This window comes from Martelella sp. FOR1707 (genome assembly GCF_053484265.1).
This window is the reverse complement of the sequence record NZ_JBAKFP010000002.1, coordinates 834,874-854,121: the sequence shown is the minus strand read 5'-3', so window position 1 is coordinate 854,121 and position 19,248 is coordinate 834,874. Positions and strand designations below refer to the sequence as shown.

Genomic DNA, 19,248 nt, shown 5'->3' with positions numbered 1-19,248 from the left:
ATAAGTCACAGGTTATTTGGCGCTCGAGTGGCCGCGAACTAAACCCCCCCGGTTGGGGGGGGCGCCCCCCCCCCCCCCCGGCCCCCGCGCCCCGCCCCCCCCGCGGCCGTTAAGGCCGGGATCCGGTTCGGTCTTGTAGCACCAGTCAACCGTCGGGTTGTGCATGGTCTTGAAATAGCCGACCGGAATGTGAATCCACGGATTGCGATCCGCCGGTCCCGCCTCCAGCAGCACGACGCTGACATTCGGGTCGGCGCTCAGCCGGTTGGCGATGACGCAGCCGGCGGAACCCGCGCCGACGATCACATAATCTGCTTCCAGCCGCTCCATGAGCCCCCCTCAAGCCCTGAATTTGCCGCCGAAGCGACGAAAGTATCTTGCAAGGGCATTCGATATATGATTGATTTCGATACCGCAAGTCTCATTTTTTCATAGGGAGGGAAGAAAATGTCGGGACTGGACGAGAAGCTGCGCAACATATCGCGCCGCGATCTTTTCAAATTATCGGGACGTTTCGGGTTGAGCTCGACGCTGTTGGCGGCAAGCTCCATGGCGGGCGTGGTAACGCTGCCGAGCCTGGCGAAAGCCGTTGAATCCACATACGAAAAACGCTTCGGTAATGAACCGAAATACACGCTGAAATACGGCGCGGCCGGCTTTAATGCCCAGAACACGCTGATCGAACGCGTCGGCTGCCTGGAATTTGCCCGCGACCTGGAAGAGCGCACCAACGGGCTGGTCCGGGTCGAGTTCATCGGCGACAACCAGATCTGCGGTCAGCTCAACTGCGTCGAAAAAACCCAGCTCGGCATTGTCGATATCTACACCGCGTCGACCCAGAACTCGGCCGGCGGCGCGCCCTATCTGAACGTGCTCGATTACGCCTATATGTTCCCGGGCCGCGCCTCGCAGTATCACTTCTTCTATAGCCCGGAATCGCAGCGCATCCTGCGCGACCCGCTGGAAAAGCGCCACGGGCTGAAATTCCTGTTTACCCATTGCGAACTGCGCGGCATCCAGCTCGGGCTCAAATATTCCGACAAGCCGACGATCACCAAGCTCGAGGAACTGTTCGGCACCAAGAACCGGGTCACCGGCACCCAGCTCGGCCGCATCGCGATGCAGCTTCTGAACCTCAACCCGGTTCCGATCGCCTGGGAGGAGACGCTGGACGGGCTGAAGCAGGGTCTTATCGACGGTGCGGAAACCTGGGCATCGGCCGTGGCCTACGCCAATATGGCGCCGGTGGTCTCGCAATCGGTCGACCTGAAATTCTTCTGCGGCACCGAGCACACCTCGATGAACGCCAAGGTATTCGACAGTTTCGAGCCGGAAGTGCAGGACGCCGTGATGGAATCGTCCTACTTCACCCAGGCCGTGATCCAGGGCGCGAACGAGGCCGCGCTCGTGAAGACGGTCGGCTTCTCCGATCCGCAGCTTCCCAATACGGTGTTCGCCGACAACAACGTCCGCCCGGCCTTCCTCGCCGACGACCAGATCAAGATGGCCGAGGAAATGTGCTCGCCGGAATACAATCCGGAACCGTGGGAACAGTGGCGCGAGCGCCTCAACAACTGGGCCGGCGGCATCGACACCTACACCGAGATCAGCGCCATCGCACGGCAGGTGCCGGCCGACATGAAGCCCGAAAACGTCGAGCCGCGCCGCTGGTGGAAGAGCTGACCTGACCCGGTAAAACAAGATTGCAGCCGGCATTTCGAGGAGGACTGCCGGCTGTTGGCAATCATGCCCGCATTTTGGGAGGAGAATGACCTTGGATTCGTTGTTTGGCGGAGCCTGGTCGATCGTCACGGCGATCGGAAGCTGGGATTCTTGGACGATCAGCGAGGCGATGCGCTCCGATGGCGCATGGCTCGTTGGTCTGGTTGTGACGATTGTGGGCGGCCTGCTGGTGGCGTTTATCTACGCCCGCCTGCCCTTCCTCGAACGGCATCTCGAAAAGACGGTGATGATCTGGTCCTACCTCCTGATCGCCACCATTCTCGCGGTGGAAGTGGTCAGACGTTTCGTTTTTTCGGTGCAGGCGCCTTGGTCGACCACGCTGCCGCCCTTCCTGTTTCTGATCATGACATGGGCCGGCTGCGCCTATAACATGAAGTTTCGCAATCACCTGAGCTTTGCAGAGTTTCGCGGCATGCTGCCGCGCGCCGGGCAATTCGCATGCCTCGTGCTCGATGCCGCGCTCTGGCTGCTGTTTTCCTGGGTGGTTATCGTCACCTCGACGCGGGTGGTCTTCAACTCCGCCGCCAATTTCCAGATTCTGCTCGGCACCGACAATGTCCTGCAATGGTGGCTTCTGACCTCCGTCCCGATCAGCTTCATGCTCATGGCCGGACGCGCCTTCGAGAATCTCGCGATCGATTATCAGAACTACCGGACCGGCGCCCCGCTGATTTCCGCCACGACCCAATTCGGCGACTGAGGAGCCCTAGATGTCCGATTCTCTCTGGATCACACTTATTTCTCTCGGCGCGACCGGCGTCTTTCTGCTTGGCGTCCCCGTTCTGCTGGTCATCGGCATCTGGGTCATCGGCATGAGCCTGCTGCTCGGACTGCCGCTCGACAATCTCGGCTCCGCGCTTTCCGATGTCTTTACCGATGGCTTCGCGCTGCTTGCCATGCCGCTGTTCATCCTGACCGGAGACCTGATCAACCAGTCGGGCATTGCGCGACGCATGTCGGATTTCGCCTATTCCTGCCTCGGCTGGCTGCGTGGCGGACTTGCCATGGCCGCGATCGGCGCCTGCGGACTTTTCGCCGCGATCTCCGGATCCAATTCGGCGACCACCGCCACGATCGGCTCCATGCTGCATCCGGAAATGAAGAAGGGCGGCTATGACGAGCGCTTCTCGGCGGCAACGGCCGCCGCCGGCGGCACGCTCGGCATCATCATTCCGCCGTCGATCATCTTCATCGTCTACGGCTTCCTGATGAACCTGCCGATCTCCGAGCTTTTCGTCGCGGGCATTATTCCGGGCCTCCTGATGGGCCTTGCGATGATGGCCTTCTGCTGGGTCATCTGCTCGATCAATGGCTGGGGCCATCTGATCCGTCTGCAGCCGTCGCGCGTCCTGAAGACCGCCGTCGGCTCCTGGCTCGGCTTCTTCGCCATCGGCATCGTGCTGTGGGGCATCTACACCGGCAAGTTCTCGCCGACTGAGGCCGCAGCGGTGACCGTCGCCTTCTGCGTCGTCGTGGGCTTCATCAGCCTGCCGCTGCACAAGATGATGGGTTCGCCGAGCGAGGACCGCCCGCCGAGCGAACGCAGCTACGGCGAAATGCTGGTGGTGCGCGGCTTCAGCCCGATCGATATTCCGTCGATCACGCTGCGCTCCGCCCAGATCACCGGCATTCTGGCGCCGCTGATCGCGATTTCGGTCGTCATGCAGCAGATCCTCTCGGTCATGGGCGCGGAAGACGCGATCGGCGGTTTCGTGCGTTCCATGGGCGGCTACTATCCGGTGCTGTTCACGGCGATGGCGATCGTGTTCGTTACCGGCATGGTGCTCGAGAGCCTGCCGACCACGATCATCATGGCCCCGATCCTCGCGCCGATCGCGGCCTCGATCGGCGTCGATCCGATCCAGTTCGCGGTGATCTTCCTGGTCGGCGCCTCGATCGGCTTCATTACCCCGCCCTACGGGCTGAACCTCTACGTGGCATCGGGCGTGACCGGCGTCTCCTATTTCAGGATACTGCGCTATATCTATCCCTATATCCTGGCGCTTATCGCCGTGTGGATACTGGTGGCGCTTGTGCCCTCGCTTTCGACAATGCTACTCCCGAACAGATAATGCCGCCGGGAGTGGCGATGCCGTTCCCGGACCAACCGAAATGACCAATGTGAACGGTGGCAACCCAGTGGATGATCAGACCGGCCAGATACCGACAAACCTTCGCCTGCTGATGGTGCTGGAGGCGCTCGCCGAAGCGGGCGCGCCGGTCACGCCGACGGAAGTCAACCAGGCGCTCGGCCTGCCGAAGCCGACGATCCACCGGCTGTTCTCCACGCTCGAGGCCCAGGGCTTCATCCAGCGCGAGATCGACGGGCGCGGCTATTCGCCCGGCAGCCGTCTCCGGATCATGTCGGCGGGCATCATGTCGTCGCTGAGGATCCGCACCGCCCGTCAGGCGATCCTGACGGCGCTGGCCGAACAGATCAACGAGACCTGCAACATCTCGCTACCGGACCGCGACGCGATGATCTATCTGGAGCGCGTGGAGACCAAATGGCCGCTGAGGATCCAGCTGCCCGTGGGTTCGCGCGTGCCGTTCTACTGCACATCCGCCGGCAAAATCTATCTGAGTTCGCTCGATGACAAGCATCTGAAAGGCTATCTGAACGCAGCCGAACTGACGCCGCGTGCGGCCAACACCATGACCACGCCCGAGGCGGTGATGGCCGAAATCCAGCGCATCCGCAAGAACGGCTATTCCACCGACAACGAGGAGTTCATGGACGGCATGATCGCCGTCGCTGTGCCGATCCGCGATGCCTTCGGCCGCCTGGTCTCGTCGCTTTCCTTCCACGCCCCCCTGCAGCGCCTGTCACTGGAAGAGGCAATCGGCCATGTCGGCCTCTTGAACGAGGCCTCGGCAAAGCTCTCGGCGCTGATCACCAGTCCGGCGGAGTGAACCTGAGGCAGGTCGCTCACGCGTGCAGGCCTCCGCCGACACCCCGAAGTGTCTTCAGGCGTCGTCGTCTCCGTTTACATAGTCCTTGAACTTCGCCAGCGCGGTGCCTTCGAGCCTGCCCTCGCGGATGAAGTGCACCTTTCGCGGATCGACCTTGCGGCCGTTGATCGAGACCTCGTAGTGCAGATGCGCGCCGGTGACGAGGCCGGACTTGCCGACATAGCCGATCAACTGGCCCTGCTCCACATGGCTGCCCGCCGAAACGCCCGCAGCGAACTTGCTCTGATGGCTGTAGCTGGTCTTGTAGCCGTGCCCGTGATCGATCTCGATCATCTTGCCATCGCCGCCGTGGGAGCCGGCAAAGGTCACCGTGCCGTCGGCGGCGGCATAGATTGGCGTGCCGACCGGAGCCGCCCAGTCCGCGCCCGCATGCATGCGCGAATAGCCGAGCACCGGATGATGCCGCGGGCCGAAGCCCGATGTCGCCCGGCCATCGGGCACCGGATTGCGCAAGAGATACTGGCCAAGCCGGTTACCGTCGCCATCGAAATAGCCGGCCTTCCCGCTTTCCGGATCGCGGTAGCGATAAACGCTGATCTTGTTGCTTCCGAGTTGCAGCACCATGTCGAGCGCCTTCGAGGCCGCCGTCAATGTCTGGGCGGGCTTGTCCGCGGCGTAGGACAACCGCAGTCGGTCATCGGGACCGGCAGCACCGTCGGCCTCCGACTTGCCTTCCAGCGGACTTACGAAATGATCGATCGCCGCGGTCTCGTTCTGCGGCGAGAGCGCAGGCGTACAGGCCGACAGCGCCACAACGGCCGCCAGCATCACCAGGGGAAACGTTTTCAAACTTTGCCTTCCAAATCAGTTTTGGCCGGCAAGAGCCCTTTGAAGATGGCGGAATTGTCACGCGGACATGGCGGGAAAAAGAGGTCCCGAGAATGCCGCAAAATGACCCAGATTCAGGGTACGCGCAAGGTCGTCTGCAAGACAAAGAAAACCCGGCAGACCGCGCCGCCGGGCTCAGAAATCACAAGCGGATTACCACCACTTCTCCGGCGTGAACTTGCCCGCTGCCTGCTCCATCACGGCCGCCGTGCGGAAGAGCGTCTCTTCCTCGAACGGCTTGCCGATGAGCTGGAGGCCGAGGGGGAGGCCCTTGGGATTGAGGCCGGCAGGCACGGAGATGCCGGGAAGGCCGGCCATGTTGACCGTCACCGTGAAGATGTCGTTGAGATACATCTTGACCGGATCGTTCGCCATATCCTGATCGGCGATGCCGAAGGCGGCCGATGGCGTTGCCGGCGTCAGGATGGTGTCGACGCCTTCGGCGAACACGTTTTCGAAGTCGCGCTTGATAAGCGTGCGCACCTTCTGCGCCTTCAGGTAATAGGCGTCGTAATAGCCGGCGGACAGCACATAGGTGCCGATCATGATGCGGCGCTGCACCTCCTTGCCGAAGCCTTCGGCGCGGGTCTTCTCATACATGTCGGCAATGTCCTTGCCGTCCACGCGCAAGCCGTAGCGGACGCCGTCATAGCGGGCAAGATTGGAAGAGGCTTCGGCGGGCGCGACGATGTAATAAGCCGGCAGCGCGTATTTGGTGTGCGGCAGCGAGATATCGACGATCTCGGCGCCTGCATCCTTGAGGATGGCGATGCCCTGCTGCCAGAGCTTCTCGATTTCCTCCGGCATGCCGTCAACGCGGTATTCCCGCGGAATGCCGATCTTCATGCCTTTGACCGACTGGCCGATGGCGGCCTCGTAATCCGGCACGGGCAGGTCGACCGAGGTCGTGTCCTTGGCATCGACGCTCGCCATGGATTTCAGCAGGATCGCCGCATCGCGCACATCGCGCGCGATCGGACCCGCCTGATCGAGCGAGGAGGCGAACGCCACCACGCCCCAGCGCGAGCAGCGGCCATAGGTGGGCTTGATGCCGACCGTGCCGGTGAACGCCGCCGGCTGGCGGATCGAGCCGCCGGTATCGGTTGCCGTCGCGCCGGCGCAAAGATGCGCAGCCACAGCCGCCGCCGAACCGCCGGACGAGCCGCCCGGCACCAGATCCATGTTCGAGCCCTTGGCCTTCCACGGATTGATCACCGGCCCGTAATAGGAGGTCTCGTTGGAGGAGCCCATGGCGAACTCATCCATGTTGAGCTTGCCGAGCATCACCGCGCCGTCATCCCAGAGGTTCTGGGTCACCGTCGATTCATATTTCGGCTTGAACCCGTCGAGAATGTGGGATGCCGCCTGGGTATGTACATCGCGGGTGCCGAACAGATCCTTGACGCCGAGCGGAATGCCTTCCAGCGCGCCGGCCGTGCCCTGCGAGAGCTTCAGGTCGGAGGCCTTGGCCATCGCCGTCGCCTGTTCATGGGTGACCGCGACGTAGGCGTTGAACGCGGCATTGTGCTCGTCGATCGCCTTCAGATAGGAGGCGGTGAGCTCGGTCGCGGTGATTTCCTTGCCCTTGAGCTTGTCGCGGGCCTCGGCAATGGTCAGGCTGGTCAGTTCGGTCATGTGCGTCACTTTGTTGCGGTCGCTGGGAGAGGCTTCGGGCGTCTATTCGACGACCTTGGGCACCAGGAAGAAATTGCGCTCGGTCTCGGGCGCGTTGGCGACGATATCGTCGGCCTTGTCGCCATCGGTGACGGCGTCCTCGCGCTTCTTCATCGCCATCGGCATCACCGAGGTCATCGGCTCGACGCCATCGACATTGACCTCGCCAAGCTGTTCGACGAAACCGAGGATCGCGTTCAGCTCGCCGGTCATGCGCTCGGCCGCCTCATCATCGACGGCGATGCGGGCCAGCTTGGCAACACGTTTTACGGTCGCGGTGTCTACGGACATGAAAGCTCTCCGGTTCTAATCTGTCCCTGACGCTATAAAGGGCGTGACCGCCCTTCGCAACGGGGCAATTGATCAGAGTTCGACCGTTTCGCCCGGTTTCGGCGTCAGCACTTCCGTCGGCCCCGAGGCCATGCCGGTGACGAAGGACTCCGGCGTCTGGTCGATGATCGGGAACGTGCCGTAATGGATCGGCAGCACCGTCTCGAAGTTGAAATAGCGCTGGCAGGCAAGCGCCGCCACCGCGCCGCCCATGGTGAAGCGATCGCCGACCGGCACCAGCCCCACCTGCGGGGCGTGCAACTCGTTGATCAGCGCCATGTCGGCGAAGATATCGGTATCGCCCATGTGGTAGATCGTCGGCTCGTCATCGATATGCAGCATCAGCCCGTTCGGATTGCCGAGCGCATGGGAAACGCCGTCTTCGGTGAGGAAGGCGGAGGAATGCAACGCGTTGGTGAAAGTGACGGTGAAGCTTCCGAAATCGACAGTGCCGCCGGTATTGCCGGCTTCCAGCCTGGTAAGGCCCTTCGTGCCAAGCCAGGCGGCAAGGTCGGCATTGGCAAGCACGGTGGCGCCGGTTTCCTTGGCGATCGGAACGGTATCGCCAAGGTGGTCGCCGTGCCCGTGGGTCAGCAGGATATGGGTGACGCCCTTGACCGCAGCATCGCGATCAAGGCCCTCGAACGACGGATTGCCGCTCAGGAACGGGTCGATGAGAATGGTTGCCTTCGCGGTTTCCAGACGAAACGCGGAATGCCCGAGCCAGGTCAGCTTCATTTTGCTTTTCCTCCTTGCTGGCGTTAAGTGTTCTTCCCAACACCTAATGCGATAGCGCGTCATTTTCCATCAAAGCGTGGCAAAAGGCGCGAAGAAAAACCCAAGAAAACAGATGACAGTCCTCACCATTGAAGAGCTGGCTGCGGCGCTTGGCCCTTCCAAAGCCATTGCCGGGCTCGATCTCGGCACCAAGACGATCGGCCTTGCCGTTTCCGACTTGTCACGGCGGTTCGCCACGCCGCGCCCGGTGCTGAAACGGACCAAGTTCACCCGTGATGCAGAGACCCTGCTCGCCTTTGCCGAAAAGGAACGGGTCGCCGGTTTCATAATCGGCCTGCCGATGAACATGGACGGCAGCGCCGGGCCGCGCGTGCAGGCCACCCGGGCCTTCGTGCGCAGCATGGAGCAGAAGACCGACCTGCCGTTCTGTTTCTGGGACGAAAGGCTGTCGACGGTGGCGGCGGAGCGCGCGCTGCTGGAAATGGATGTCTCGCGCCAGAAACGCGCCGAGCGGATCGATTCGGCGGCCGCCTCGTTTATCCTGCAAGGCGCGCTCGACCGCATGGCGGCCATCGCCCGGCAGCAATGACGGGCTATTCCTGCATCGGCTCCAGATCGCCGCGCATCATGCGGTGGGGATCGAACATGTAATCCACGAAAGCGATCGCGAGCAGGATCGCGCCGCTGACGGCGAGTTCCACCGGCAGGCATGCGAGACACACGCCCAGTATCGCCACCTGATAACGCCGCAAGCGGACTTCCTGCATTTGTTTTATCCTTTGCGTCTTATCTCTGGCAGAAACCGCAGCCATCTGGCAAGCAATGATCCTCGCCAAAGTTAACCGCAGCACAACTCACAGCCGGAAAACCGCATGCTCCTCATCTTCGAAAGCGTCCTGCCGATCTTCCTCGTCATCGCCTTCGGTGCGGTGTTGAAGCGCGTTCCGCTGTTCAGCGAGGCGTTCTGGTCCGGCCTCAATCAGCTCGGCTACTATGTGCTGTTTCCGGCATTGCTCGTCACCACGCTGGCACGCGCGGATTTTTCCTCGCTCGACGCCGGCAGCATCGGCTGGGTTGCGCTCCTGGCCGTCGCTGCGATAACCGCGCTTTCAATCGCGCTCTGGCCCATCCTGAAGCGCACCGGCCTCAGCCGGCCGGCCTTCACCTCCGTGTTTCAGACGACAACCCGCTGGAACGCGTTCGTGGCGCTCGCGATCGCCGACAAATTTGCCGGCCTTGAGGGCATGGCGGTGATCTCGCTGATGATGACGGCGACGATCGTGCCGCTCAACATCATCAATGTTCTCGTGCTGGTCTCATTTTCGGAGGAAAAGACCGACATTAGGGTGATGGTGCGCAATGTCGTCACCAATCCGATGATTATCGCAGCACTCGTCTCGATCATCATCAACGTTCTGGGCATACCGATCTACGACCCGCTCTATGCCGCCCTCGATCTGCTTGCCCGCGCGGCGCTCGGCATGGGCCTGCTTCTGGTCGGCGCGGGACTGGTGATTGCCGACGCGCTGAGGCCAAAGCCGATGGTTATGCTGCCGGTGGCACTGAAGCTGATCCTGTTTCCGCTGGTCACCTACGCCCTTGCCACCGCCTTCGGCATCACCGGCATGACGCTCACCGTTATGGTGCTCGGCGCCAGCGTTCCCACCGCCATGAACGGCTATGTGCTCGCCCGCCAGCTCGGCGGCGACGCCCGGCTCTATTCCGCGGTCGTGACCGTCCAAACGGTGGTATCGATCATCACGCTGCCAATTGCCCTGCTGCTCGTAGGCGGCTGAGACCATGGCAAGGCCGGTCTTCATCAATACGCTCGTCTTCGTTTCCGACATGAAACGGTCGCTCGCCTTCTATTGCGATCTGCTCGGCCAGACGATCGCGCAGGATCACGGCGATTTCATCCAGCTCGAAAACGGACTAGCGCTCCATACCGGCCCGGCGCTGGAGGCGACCATGTTCGGCGCGCCTGCCGCCGATCGAAGCCGCTACGGCCGCGGCAATCTCGTCCTCTATTTCGAGACCGACGAACTGGAGACGATGTTTGCGAGCATGCCGCAGAAGACCGTGATCCACCCGATCGAAGCCCAGGCCTGGGGGCAGAAGGTGTTTCGTGCCATGATCCGGACGGGCACATTGTCGAGATCGGGGAGCCGATGTGATAACCGGTATGGCGAACTCGGGTCTTCATGAAGGCGACTAAAATATGAGCCAGATCATTTTTCTGCACGGAGCATCGAGCAGCGGAAAATCCACGCTCGCCCGCCACATACAGGCAAAAATCGAAAAGCCATTCTGGCATATCTCGATCGATCACCTGCGCGATTCAGGCGTGCTGCCGACGGAGCGGTTCAAGAACGGCGATTTTGATTGGCGCGAAAGCCGGTCATCGTTTTTCGCCGGTTTCCATGCCTCACTGGCCGCCTACGCACACGCCGGCAACAATCTAATTGTAGAGCACATTCTCGATACAGACGGATGGCACGAGACACTGCAGCGCCAACTCGCCCCCTTCGATGTCTATTTTGTCGCCATCCACTGTCCGCTGCCTGTCCTTATCGAGCGTGAAAGAGCCCGCGGTGACAGGGCAATCGGCAGCGCCAAGCAGGATTACGAAACAATCCACGCCGGCAAAAATTACGATCTGGAAATCCAGTCGGAGGACGGAATTGAATATAATACCGAAACTGTCCTGAACGAATGGCGATCGGGCCGCCGTGTCTCGGATTTCTCACGGCCGACCTGACGAGAAATGGTCGATTGCCGAGGGCGCATTCGAACGAAAGCGCCAATAAAAAAGCCCCGCCGGATCGCTCTGGCGGGGCTTTCAAATTTCGTTCGATCAAGTCTTACTTGATGATCGAGGCGACGATGCCGGCGCCGACGGTGCGGCCGCCTTCGCGGATGGCGAAGCGCAGCTTTTCTTCCATCGCGATCGGAACGATCAGCTCGACGTCAACCGTGACGTTGTCGCCCGGCATAACCATTTCCGTGCCTTCCGGCAGCGTGACAACACCGGTCACGTCCGTGGTGCGGAAGTAGAACTGCGGACGGTAGTTGGTGAAGAACGGCGTATGACGGCCGCCTTCGTCCTTCGTCAGGATGTAGGCTTCTGCCTTGAACACGGTGTGCGGGGTAACCGAACCGGGCTTGCACAGGATCTGGCCGCGTTCGACCTGATCGCGCTGAACGCCGCGGATAAGCGCGCCGATGTTGTCGCCGGCCTGGCCCTGGTCGAGCAGCTTGCGGAACATTTCAACGCCGGTAACCGTGGTCTTCTGCGTGTCCTTGATGCCGACGATCTCGACTTCCTCGCCAACCTTGATGATGCCGCGCTCGACGCGACCGGTCACGACCGTGCCGCGGCCGGAGATCGAGAACACGTCTTCGATCGGCATCAGGAAGGGCTGGTCCACCGGACGCTCGGGCGTCGGGATGTAGTCGTCAACGGCAGCCATCAGTTCGCGAACGGCGTCTTCGCCGATCTTCTTGTCCGAATCTTCGAGAGCAGCCAGGGCCGAACCCTTGATGATCGGGATTTCGTCGCCGGGGAACTCGTAAGAGTCGAGCAGTTCGCGGACTTCCATTTCGACGAGCTCGAGAAGCTCTTCGTCATCGACCTGGTCAACCTTGTTGAGGAACACGACGATCGCCGGAACGCCAACCTGACGGGCAAGCAAGATGTGCTCGCGGGTCTGCGGCATCGGGCCGTCGGCAGCGGACACGACCAGGATCGCGCCGTCCATCTGGGCGGCACCGGTGATCATGTTCTTCACATAGTCGGCGTGGCCGGGGCAGTCGACGTGGGCGTAGTGACGCTTGTCGGTTTCATACTCGACGTGCGCCGTCGAGATGGTGATGCCGCGGGCCTTTTCTTCCGGAGCAGCGTCGATCTGGTCATACGCGCGAAAATCGCCGAAATACTTCGTGATCGCTGCCGTCAGCGACGTCTTGCCATGGTCAACGTGGCCGATCGTGCCGATGTTTACGTGCGGCTTGCTCCGCTCAAACTTTGCTTTTGCCATGTGAATGCTTCCTGTAACTGGTAACACGGATGCCCCGGCGAACCGGTTTAGTGCCGCCGTTTAAGGCTTTCGGAAGCAATAAGCAAGACAAAATCTGGCAAGCGCCCGAAAGCGCGTCAGATGTCCGTGCGCCGCCGCTCGGATACGAACGGCACCACGCGTCCGACGCCCTGCTCTGCCTCCCGGCCCATGTCGGGCGAACCGTTCACAACGCGGTTGCGGCCCAGCCTTTTGGCCTCGTAAAGCGCCGCATCGGCGGCTTCATAGAGGGTTTCGTAGCCGCGTTCGATGTTGATGGTCGCTGCGCCCACGCTGCAGCGGGCGGCAAGCTGCCGGCCCTGACCGGAAGCGGCATCTTCGTCGAGCCGCCGGCGAATGCGCTCGCCGAGCGCCCCCGCCCCTTCCGCCCCGAGATCAACGGCAAGGATCGCGAATTCGTCGCCGCCAATGCGCCCGACAATGTCGCCGGCGCGCGACTGATCGATCAGCACCGCGCCGACGCGCCGGAGCACCGCATCGCCCACCGGATGGCCGAGCGCGTCATTGATCGCCTTGAACTCGTCGATGTCGATCAACACAAGGCTCACCATCACCCGCGTTCGCCCGGCATAGATGGCGCCTACCGCGCGCTCGAAACCGGCCCGGTTGAGCACACCGGTGAGGTGATCGCGATCCCGCAGCGTGTTCGCCGTCTCAAGTCGTTCCACAAAATGGGAGGCCAGTATCTCAAGCGTCAGGATCATCGCCAGAAGCAGGATATAAAGCTGCAGGAAGCCCCAGAAGACCGACTGCGGATTGGCGATGTCCTGATTGAAGAACACGCCGGCCGTGCGGATGGTGTGCATCAGGCCAAGGGTGATGAAGGTCCAGAAGATCAGCTTGTCGTGAATGGTGTCGTCGCGACGAATCCAGATATGCTTGAGCGTGACGGCGAAGACAACGATCAGGCCGATATTGATGCCGGCAGTGCGGATCTCCAGCGTCGATGTGAAATAGAGCGTGACATAGACTGCGCTGAGCAGAACGAACATGCCGATTATAAACGTCCGCCCGAACGACTTGCCCCGCCGCTGCAGCAGGGATTCCCCGAAAATGATCTGCGTGGCGATGAAAGCCATGTTGCTGAAGGGCAGAGCAATATCGTCCGGCAGCAAAGGACGGAGAAACATGCCTATGAAGGCGACGTCGACCAGCAACAGCGCCAGCGCGAACAGCATCAGATAACGCGGCCTGCCGCCGGTAAACCAGGCCAGGACGAAACTGGCTGCCAGGATCGCCAGCCCACCCGTCACGATCAATGACTGCATGATATCCACCGGCCGGAGAACCCCATCAAATTCATCACGCTGCTGCAACCGCGACGACCGAAACCTTTATGCGTCAGGGACTGCAGGAGCGGCGACGGCGCAGTCGGTCCACTCCAATCGGTCGGCATAAACCTGGAACAGGTTGAACTCCGGTCTATTCAAAAGAAACGGTGGTTCAAGTCAATCCCCGCAGGCGCTTTCGCTCCACGCCTGCCCGGTTCATGCCCCCATCCTGCAACCTCGTAAAAACACATCACAACGAAATACAACCTTTACGTGATTTCATTGAGGAGTGCAATGGCATGGCGCAACTTAATCGCCGCCGCCGTCAGGGCGATGAAACAATGCTTGCGCTGCGAAAGAGAGATGGATTGGAGCGGGTAGCGGGAATCGAACCCGCGTATTCAGCTTGGAAGGCTGCTGCTCTACCATTGAGCTATACCCGCGGAACTTAAGAAGAGCGTTTCGGTTCGATACACTCGGATCGGCGTTCCAACCTGCAACTTGCCTGCATGATCCGCCGGTTCTCGCTCCGCTCGGATCAGGTCCCAGGTCCGGTGGTGGAGGAGGTTGGATTCGAACCAACGTAGACTAAGTCAACGGATTTACAGTCCGTCCGTTTTAACCACTCACGCACTCCTCCAGTACCAGCCTGGATGGCGGCCATGCCGCCGATCGCTACCGCGCCGGCATCGCCGGCCCGCTTCGATCTGCGCCGCGTATATGACCGGCTGATGACGCTCTGTCAACACGGCGCTTCAGAAAATCCGCCGAAAAATCATCTGGCCCGCGATGGGGGCGCGCCGCAGTGCAAAACCGGCACCAACCGTCTAGCCGGAAGCGGCCCGCCGCTCTATAAAAAAACCATGAACAAGAAACACGACCGCGACGGCTCCGCCAAAGACAGCCACTACGCCAAGCTCCGACGCGCCCACCGCGACAACAAGCGCGCGCGCGGTGACCTGCCCCCTGCCCCGACCCGACAGGGCAAGCGCGGACCGGCCGGCCCGCTGCCGGTGGCCGACGACGAGGTGCTGCTTTATGGGCTGCATACCGTGCGCGCGGCAATCGAAAACCCGGAGCGCACGCTGATCGCGCTCAAGATCACCCAGAACGCGCTTGCCCGCCTGACCGACGGGCTGGAGCTGCCGGCAGACCTTCCGGTGGAGATCGTGCGCCCGAAGGAGATCGACGACATTCTCGGCGAGGACGCGATCCATCAGGGCGTGATGCTGAAGGCGCGCACGCTTCCTGTGCGCAAGCTTGATGCGCTTCAGGACAGCCCGCTGCTCCTGGTGCTCGATCAGGTGACGGACCCGCATAATGTCGGTGCGATCCTGCGTTCCGCCGTCGCCTTTGCCGCCGGCGCGGTGATCACCACCATGCGCCACAGCCCGGCCGAATCGGGCGTGCTCGCCAAATCCGCCTCCGGGGCACTGGAATATATTCCCTATATCCAGATCACCAATCTCGCCAAGGCGCTGGATGAACTCCGCGCCATGGGCTTCACGACCGTCGGTCTCGATTCGGAGGGGCCCGCCGTGCTGGAGGAGAGCCTCCGCGGCGACAAGATCGCGCTGGTGCTCGGCGCGGAAGGCAAGGGCCTGCGCCAGAAGACCCGCGAGACCGTGACCACACTCGCCCGGCTCGACATGCCCGGCGAGATCAAATCGCTCAATGTTTCCAATGCCTCGGCGATTTCGCTTTACGCGGCGCGGCAGTTTCTTGCCAGGAGCGGCAACGCGTAAGGGGCATAGGATGCACATCGTCTTCACTGATCTCGACGGCACGCTGCTTGACCACGAGACCTATTCGTTCGAGCCGGCCCGCCCGGCGCTGGAGCTTTTGAAGGCGCGCGGCATCCCGCTCATTCTCGCAAGCTCCAAGACCGAGGCCGAGATGCGGCCGATCGCCGCCGCGATCGGCATCGACCACCCGATGATCGTGGAAAACGGAGCGGGCATCGTCAACTGGCCCGGCGGCGCGGCCGACGACGACGGCGTCTATGACAGGCTGCGTGCGGTGCTATCCTCCATGGACCCCGATTTGCGGCGCCACTATCAAGGGTTCGGCGACTGGAGCGATGCCGAGGTCGCCGAAAAGACCGGCATGACGCTGGAGAACGCCCGCCTTGCCCGAAAGCGTCGCTTTTCCGAACCGGGCCCGTGGTCCGGCAGCGAGGACGAGCGCGCCGCCTTTTCGGCAATCCTTGACGCGCATGGATTTCAGGCGGTCCAGGGCGGCCGGTTCTTCACGCTGATGCCGAAGACCTCGAAAGCCGAGGCGATGGCGAAGATTGCCCGCCACTATACGGAAACCTCGGATGAGCCGATCTCCACCGTGGCGCTAGGCGATGCGCCCAATGATGCGGCCATGCTGGAGGCCGCCGACCGGGGCTTCATCATCGCCAATCCCGCCCATGCCGAAATGCCGGTTTCGGATCGCGAGCGCGCGGGTTTCATCACCCGGTCCGAGCGTCCGGGCCCTTACGGCTGGAATGACATGATATTGCAATTATTGGCATAATATAGTTGGTAAATAGATGAGCGGTTCGCGCCCGGACGGCACCACACGTCCTTCGTGGAGCTGCCGCTTAACAATGACGATCGAGCGGCCTCGCAGCGTTGAAAGCCGCCCGCTCTGATACATATTCCACTCGGCAGCCATTTTCCGGCGCTGCCGCAAGCACAAAAATCAGGAGCGTCGCCATGGCTGACTTTCATCAAAACGGCGTCGTCGCGACGCTTCACAATCTGCGCGAACGCTCGCTCCATCGCGTGGAACGCGAGCTGTCGAGTTTTTCGGCGACCCGCCCGATCACGCTGATCCTGCCCTCGCTGTTTTCCGAACTGGAGGCCGAGGCGCTCGACAACATCGTCAAGCACCTCACCGAGGTGCCTTACATCTCCAACATCGTCATCGGCCTCGACCGCGCCGATGAGGAACAATATCGCTACGCGCTGAAATATTTCAGCCGCCTGCCCCAGCAGCACGCCGTACTGTGGAATGACGGGCCGCGCATGCAGGCCGTTCACAACCGGCTCGGCCAAGCGTCGCTGGCGCCGGAGGAGCCCGGCAAGGGCCGCAATGTCTGGTACTGCATCGGCTATGTTCTTGGCGCGCGCAACTCCTCCGTGGTGGCGCTGCATGATTGCGACATCGTGACCTATTCGCGCGAGATGCTGGCCCGGCTGGTCTACCCGGTCACCAACCCGGCCTTTCCTTATGTGTTCGCCAAGGGCTACTATCCGCGCATCGCCGACGGCTCGCTGAACGGCCGCGTGACCCGGCTTCTGGTGACGCCGCTTCTGCTGGCGCTGGAAAAGACCATTGGCCACCAGCCCTATCTCGACTACCTGAAGGGGTTCCGCTATCCGCTCGCCGGCGAATTCGCGATGCGCACGCATATTCTGCCCGATATCCGCATTCCGTGGGACTGGGGCCTCGAGATCGGCGTTTTGTCGGAACTCTGGCGCAACTACTCCAACAACGCCATCTGCCAGGTGGATATCTCCGACGCCTACGATCACAAGCACCAGCCGCTCTCCCAGGAGGATGCCCGGCAGGGCCTGTCGCGCATGTCCACCGACATCTGCAAGACCGTGTTCCGGAAGCTTGCGACAGACGGCGTCACCTTCTCGCAGGAGACGCTGAGAACAGTGAAGGCCGCCTATTTCCGCACCGCGCTCGATCTGGTGGAAACCTATCACAACGACGCCCGCATGAACGGGCTTTCCACCGACCGGCACAAGGAAGAACAGGCTGTCGAACTGTTCGCGACCAACCTGACGGAAGCCGGCAACGCCTTCCTTGAAACCCCGGACGCAACGCCGCTGATGCCGCGCTGGAACCGGGTCCTGAGCGCGCTCCCCGACGTGCTGGACGAGATGCAGGCAGCGGTCGCGGCCGATATGGCGGAATACGGCTGACCCCTCTGCAAAAAATCGATTTCTCGCAAAACGACCCGTCGCGGCCATCCGCAGCGGGTCGTTTGGTTGAGGGAACCATGGCCTGAAAACGGCACTTTCTCCCTCCACAACAGCCCGAGACCGGTAGCGTAAACCGCTGTAGGCATTGGCACTTTTTCCAAACAACAAATGACTCTGGATTCCGGATCAGGCGCGCATGTAACGGTGAGTCCAGACAAACATAATTGCTTTCCTTTCAAGCAGAACTGATCTAATTGACCTCAAAATTTCTTTCCGCCCGCACCACAAAAGCGTCGTCATCGAAATATGATAGAACCGGAAGCTTACTTTTAAGCCGAAAACAATCTATACGAGTATCCGACGACAATCCGGAGAGGACCCAGCCCTCTCCGATTTTGATTTCCTTTCGCTGTTTACTTCAAAAACCCGAGCCCCAATGAATACTGTGGTAGCGCGAACAATCCTTTCCCTGACGGGTCCGGGCATCGTTCTGACATTCAGCCTCGCCTTTGCGGTGTTCTGGCTGATCGAAAGGCGGCTGCGTTATTTGCCTGTGCTAGCGCTGTCGTGCCTATTGTTCACGCTGGGCTCGCTCTCGCAAATTCTCGGCTGGCCTCCCGGCGTTGGAGCGAACGCCCTTGTTTCCGGCGCACTCTACACGCTTGCCGTCTTGCTAACCGTGCAGGGCATACTCCTGCGCGCCGGAAAGCCATTCAACTGGTGGCTTTGCCTGGCCGTATTCGCGGTCATCATGGCGCTGCTCTGGTATTTCTTCTATATCGACCGGAATCTGACCGCCCGCATTTACGTCCAGCATTTCGGCTATGGCCTGATCATGCTGTCGGCAACGGTCCCCCTTGCGAAGCGTCCGGCGCCGCGCCCCGTCGATCGCGTTCTCTTCTGGGTCCTTTTGCTCTTCGCCCTTCACTTCTTTCCAAGAACCCTGCTGACCACAGGCAGCTGGATCGCACCCGGTGCGGCCGCCTTTGCAAACTCCGTATTCTGGCAGGCCATGCTCTTCTCCGTCGGTCTCCTCGCCGCGGCACTGGCGCTCACGCTGCTGTTTGCGGCCTTTTCCGATGTGCTGCACGATTTGCGGCGCGAGCGTGACTATGACGCCCTGACCGGGGTGTTGAACAGGCGCGGTTTCGGAGACCGGATCGAGCTGGAATTGCCGGTTATCGACAATCCGGTGTCCCTCGTTCTCTGCGACATCGATCACTTCAAGAGCATAAACGATATTTACGGTCACGATCAGGGCGATGTGGTCCTGAGGGAAGTGGGCGCGGTCCTGCGCCAGAATGCCCGCAAGCACGACATCATCGGGCGGCTGGGCGGCGAGGAATTCGCGATCCTGATGCCGGGTACCGACAGCGAGGCGGCGCTGCAGTTCGCCGAACGCCTGCGGGCCGCCGTGGAAGCGCATCACTACGGCCTGCCGGATGGTGCAACTGGCGTCACCGCGAGCTTCGGCGTCGCGACCCGCGAACCATCCGAAAGCTGGAACGCCCTGTTCAAGAACGCCGACACCCGTCTTTATGTCGCCAAGCGGGGCGGCCGCAATCGTGTCGTGAACCAGGATAACGCGCTGCCGTGACCGGCGCGTCCTGCGGGTCTCGTTCTTTCAGAATGCACGAAGCAATCTTTTTCGCACTTCACTATGCCGGCCCTTGAAACGGGGCATGGCGG

General features: G+C 61.5%; 20 protein-coding genes and 2 tRNA genes. 12 read left to right on the top strand and 10 right to left on the bottom strand.

Annotated elements, in window-relative coordinates:
* Nucleotides 1–12 precede the first annotated feature (12 nt).
* A complete protein-coding gene (locus V6765_RS08000) occupies nucleotides 13–330 on the bottom strand; it encodes a lycopene cyclase family protein (protein ID WP_448427579.1) in 318 nt (105 codons plus the stop codon).
* A 117-nt stretch (nucleotides 331–447) separates the two neighbouring features.
* On the opposite strand from V6765_RS08000, the gene V6765_RS07995 reads away from it, so the two are divergent.
* The 4 genes from V6765_RS07995 to V6765_RS07980 all read left to right on the top strand — a co-directional run bounded on the left by V6765_RS07995 (nucleotide 448) and on the right by V6765_RS07980 (nucleotide 4,656).
* A complete protein-coding gene (locus V6765_RS07995) occupies nucleotides 448–1,683 on the top strand; it encodes a TRAP transporter substrate-binding protein (RefSeq protein ID WP_448427578.1) in 1,236 nt (411 codons plus the stop codon).
* 91 nt (nucleotides 1,684–1,774) lie between these two features.
* Nucleotides 1,775–2,443, top strand: coding sequence for a TRAP transporter small permease (locus V6765_RS07990; RefSeq protein ID WP_448427577.1), 669 nt, complete (start codon nucleotides 1,775–1,777; stop codon nucleotides 2,441–2,443).
* Between the two features lie 10 nt (nucleotides 2,444–2,453).
* The gene (locus tag V6765_RS07985) at nucleotides 2,454–3,815 is read left to right on the top strand and encodes a TRAP transporter large permease (RefSeq protein ID WP_448427576.1); all 1,362 of its coding nucleotides are present in this window, start codon (nucleotides 2,454–2,456) and stop codon (nucleotides 3,813–3,815) included.
* Nucleotides 3,816–3,882: 67 nt separating this feature from the next.
* The gene (locus tag V6765_RS07980) at nucleotides 3,883–4,656 is read left to right on the top strand and encodes an IclR family transcriptional regulator (RefSeq protein WP_448427575.1); all 774 of its coding nucleotides are present in this window, start codon (nucleotides 3,883–3,885) and stop codon (nucleotides 4,654–4,656) included.
* Between the two features lie 54 nt (nucleotides 4,657–4,710).
* On the opposite strand, the gene V6765_RS07975 is transcribed toward V6765_RS07980, so the two are convergent.
* From V6765_RS07975 to V6765_RS07960, 4 genes are all read right to left on the bottom strand, one after another.
* Nucleotides 4,711–5,505 carry a M23 family metallopeptidase gene (locus V6765_RS07975; RefSeq protein WP_448427574.1) on the bottom strand — a complete coding sequence of 265 codons (795 nt, stop codon included), beginning with the start codon at nucleotides 5,503–5,505 and terminating at the stop codon, nucleotides 4,711–4,713.
* 192 nt (nucleotides 5,506–5,697) lie between these two features.
* Nucleotides 5,698–7,179 carry an Asp-tRNA(Asn)/Glu-tRNA(Gln) amidotransferase subunit GatA gene (gene gatA / locus V6765_RS07970; protein WP_448427573.1) on the bottom strand — a complete coding sequence of 494 codons (1,482 nt, stop codon included), beginning with the start codon at nucleotides 7,177–7,179 and terminating at the stop codon, nucleotides 5,698–5,700.
* A gap of 42 nt (nucleotides 7,180–7,221) precedes the next feature.
* Entirely contained in the window at nucleotides 7,222–7,509 is a 288-nt protein-coding gene (gene gatC, locus V6765_RS07965) for an Asp-tRNA(Asn)/Glu-tRNA(Gln) amidotransferase subunit GatC (protein ID WP_448427572.1), read from the bottom strand.
* Nucleotides 7,510–7,581: 72 nt separating this feature from the next.
* Nucleotides 7,582–8,286, bottom strand: coding sequence for a metal-dependent hydrolase (locus V6765_RS07960; protein ID WP_448427571.1), 705 nt, complete (start codon nucleotides 8,284–8,286; stop codon nucleotides 7,582–7,584).
* Nucleotides 8,287–8,398: 112 nt separating this feature from the next.
* Here V6765_RS07960 and ruvX point away from each other — a divergent pair, with 112 nt between their 5' ends.
* Entirely contained in the window at nucleotides 8,399–8,875 is a 477-nt protein-coding gene (gene ruvX, locus V6765_RS07955; protein ID WP_448427570.1) for a Holliday junction resolvase RuvX, read from the top strand.
* Nucleotides 8,876–8,879: 4 nt separating this feature from the next.
* On the opposite strand, the gene V6765_RS07950 is transcribed toward ruvX, so the two are convergent.
* Nucleotides 8,880–9,053 (bottom strand): hypothetical protein, encoded by a 174-nt coding sequence (locus V6765_RS07950; protein WP_448427569.1) that lies wholly within the window; start codon nucleotides 9,051–9,053, stop codon nucleotides 8,880–8,882.
* Nucleotides 9,054–9,158: 105 nt separating this feature from the next.
* Between V6765_RS07950 and V6765_RS07945 the strand changes: the two genes are divergently transcribed.
* Genes V6765_RS07945 through V6765_RS07935 form a run of 3 tightly spaced genes read left to right on the top strand, consistent with a single transcriptional unit; the run spans nucleotide 9,159 to nucleotide 11,044 of the window.
* Nucleotides 9,159–10,082, top strand: a complete 924-nt coding sequence (locus V6765_RS07945; RefSeq protein ID WP_448427568.1) for an AEC family transporter — start codon at nucleotides 9,159–9,161, stop codon at nucleotides 10,080–10,082.
* Between the two features lie 4 nt (nucleotides 10,083–10,086).
* Entirely contained in the window at nucleotides 10,087–10,491 is a 405-nt protein-coding gene (locus V6765_RS07940; RefSeq protein ID WP_448427567.1) for a VOC family protein, read from the top strand.
* 13 nt (nucleotides 10,492–10,504) lie between these two features.
* On the top strand, nucleotides 10,505–11,044 hold the full coding sequence (locus V6765_RS07935) for a chloramphenicol phosphotransferase CPT family protein (RefSeq protein ID WP_448427566.1): 540 nt from the start codon (nucleotides 10,505–10,507) through the stop codon (nucleotides 11,042–11,044).
* Nucleotides 11,045–11,147: 103 nt separating this feature from the next.
* Here V6765_RS07935 and tuf read toward each other — a convergent pair whose 3' ends face one another.
* The 4 genes from tuf to V6765_RS07915 all read right to left on the bottom strand — a co-directional run bounded on the left by tuf (nucleotide 11,148) and on the right by V6765_RS07915 (nucleotide 14,273).
* Nucleotides 11,148–12,323, bottom strand: coding sequence for an elongation factor Tu (gene tuf / locus V6765_RS07930; protein WP_448427565.1), 1,176 nt, complete (start codon nucleotides 12,321–12,323; stop codon nucleotides 11,148–11,150).
* Between the two features lie 116 nt (nucleotides 12,324–12,439).
* A complete protein-coding gene (locus tag V6765_RS07925) occupies nucleotides 12,440–13,630 on the bottom strand; it encodes a GGDEF domain-containing protein (protein WP_448427564.1) in 1,191 nt (396 codons plus the stop codon).
* Between the two features lie 372 nt (nucleotides 13,631–14,002).
* A tRNA-Gly gene (locus V6765_RS07920) sits at nucleotides 14,003–14,076 on the bottom strand.
* 112 nt (nucleotides 14,077–14,188) lie between these two features.
* Nucleotides 14,189–14,273: transfer RNA gene (locus tag V6765_RS07915), tRNA-Tyr, on the bottom strand.
* A 223-nt stretch (nucleotides 14,274–14,496) separates the two neighbouring features.
* Between V6765_RS07915 and V6765_RS07910 the strand changes: the two genes are divergently transcribed.
* The 4 genes from V6765_RS07910 to V6765_RS07895 all read left to right on the top strand — a co-directional run bounded on the left by V6765_RS07910 (nucleotide 14,497) and on the right by V6765_RS07895 (nucleotide 19,156).
* Nucleotides 14,497–15,378: a TrmH family RNA methyltransferase gene (locus tag V6765_RS07910; RefSeq protein WP_448427563.1), complete on the top strand. Its 882-nt coding sequence runs from the start codon at nucleotides 14,497–14,499 to the stop codon at nucleotides 15,376–15,378.
* A 10-nt stretch (nucleotides 15,379–15,388) separates the two neighbouring features.
* On the top strand, nucleotides 15,389–16,156 hold the full coding sequence (locus V6765_RS07905; RefSeq protein WP_448427562.1) for an HAD-IIB family hydrolase: 768 nt from the start codon (nucleotides 15,389–15,391) through the stop codon (nucleotides 16,154–16,156).
* A 182-nt stretch (nucleotides 16,157–16,338) separates the two neighbouring features.
* The gene (locus tag V6765_RS07900) at nucleotides 16,339–17,559 is read left to right on the top strand and encodes a glycosyl transferase (RefSeq protein WP_448427561.1); all 1,221 of its coding nucleotides are present in this window, start codon (nucleotides 16,339–16,341) and stop codon (nucleotides 17,557–17,559) included.
* 436 nt (nucleotides 17,560–17,995) lie between these two features.
* Entirely contained in the window at nucleotides 17,996–19,156 is a 1,161-nt protein-coding gene (locus tag V6765_RS07895; RefSeq protein ID WP_448427560.1) for a GGDEF domain-containing protein, read from the top strand.
* Nucleotides 19,157–19,248 lie beyond the last annotated feature (92 nt).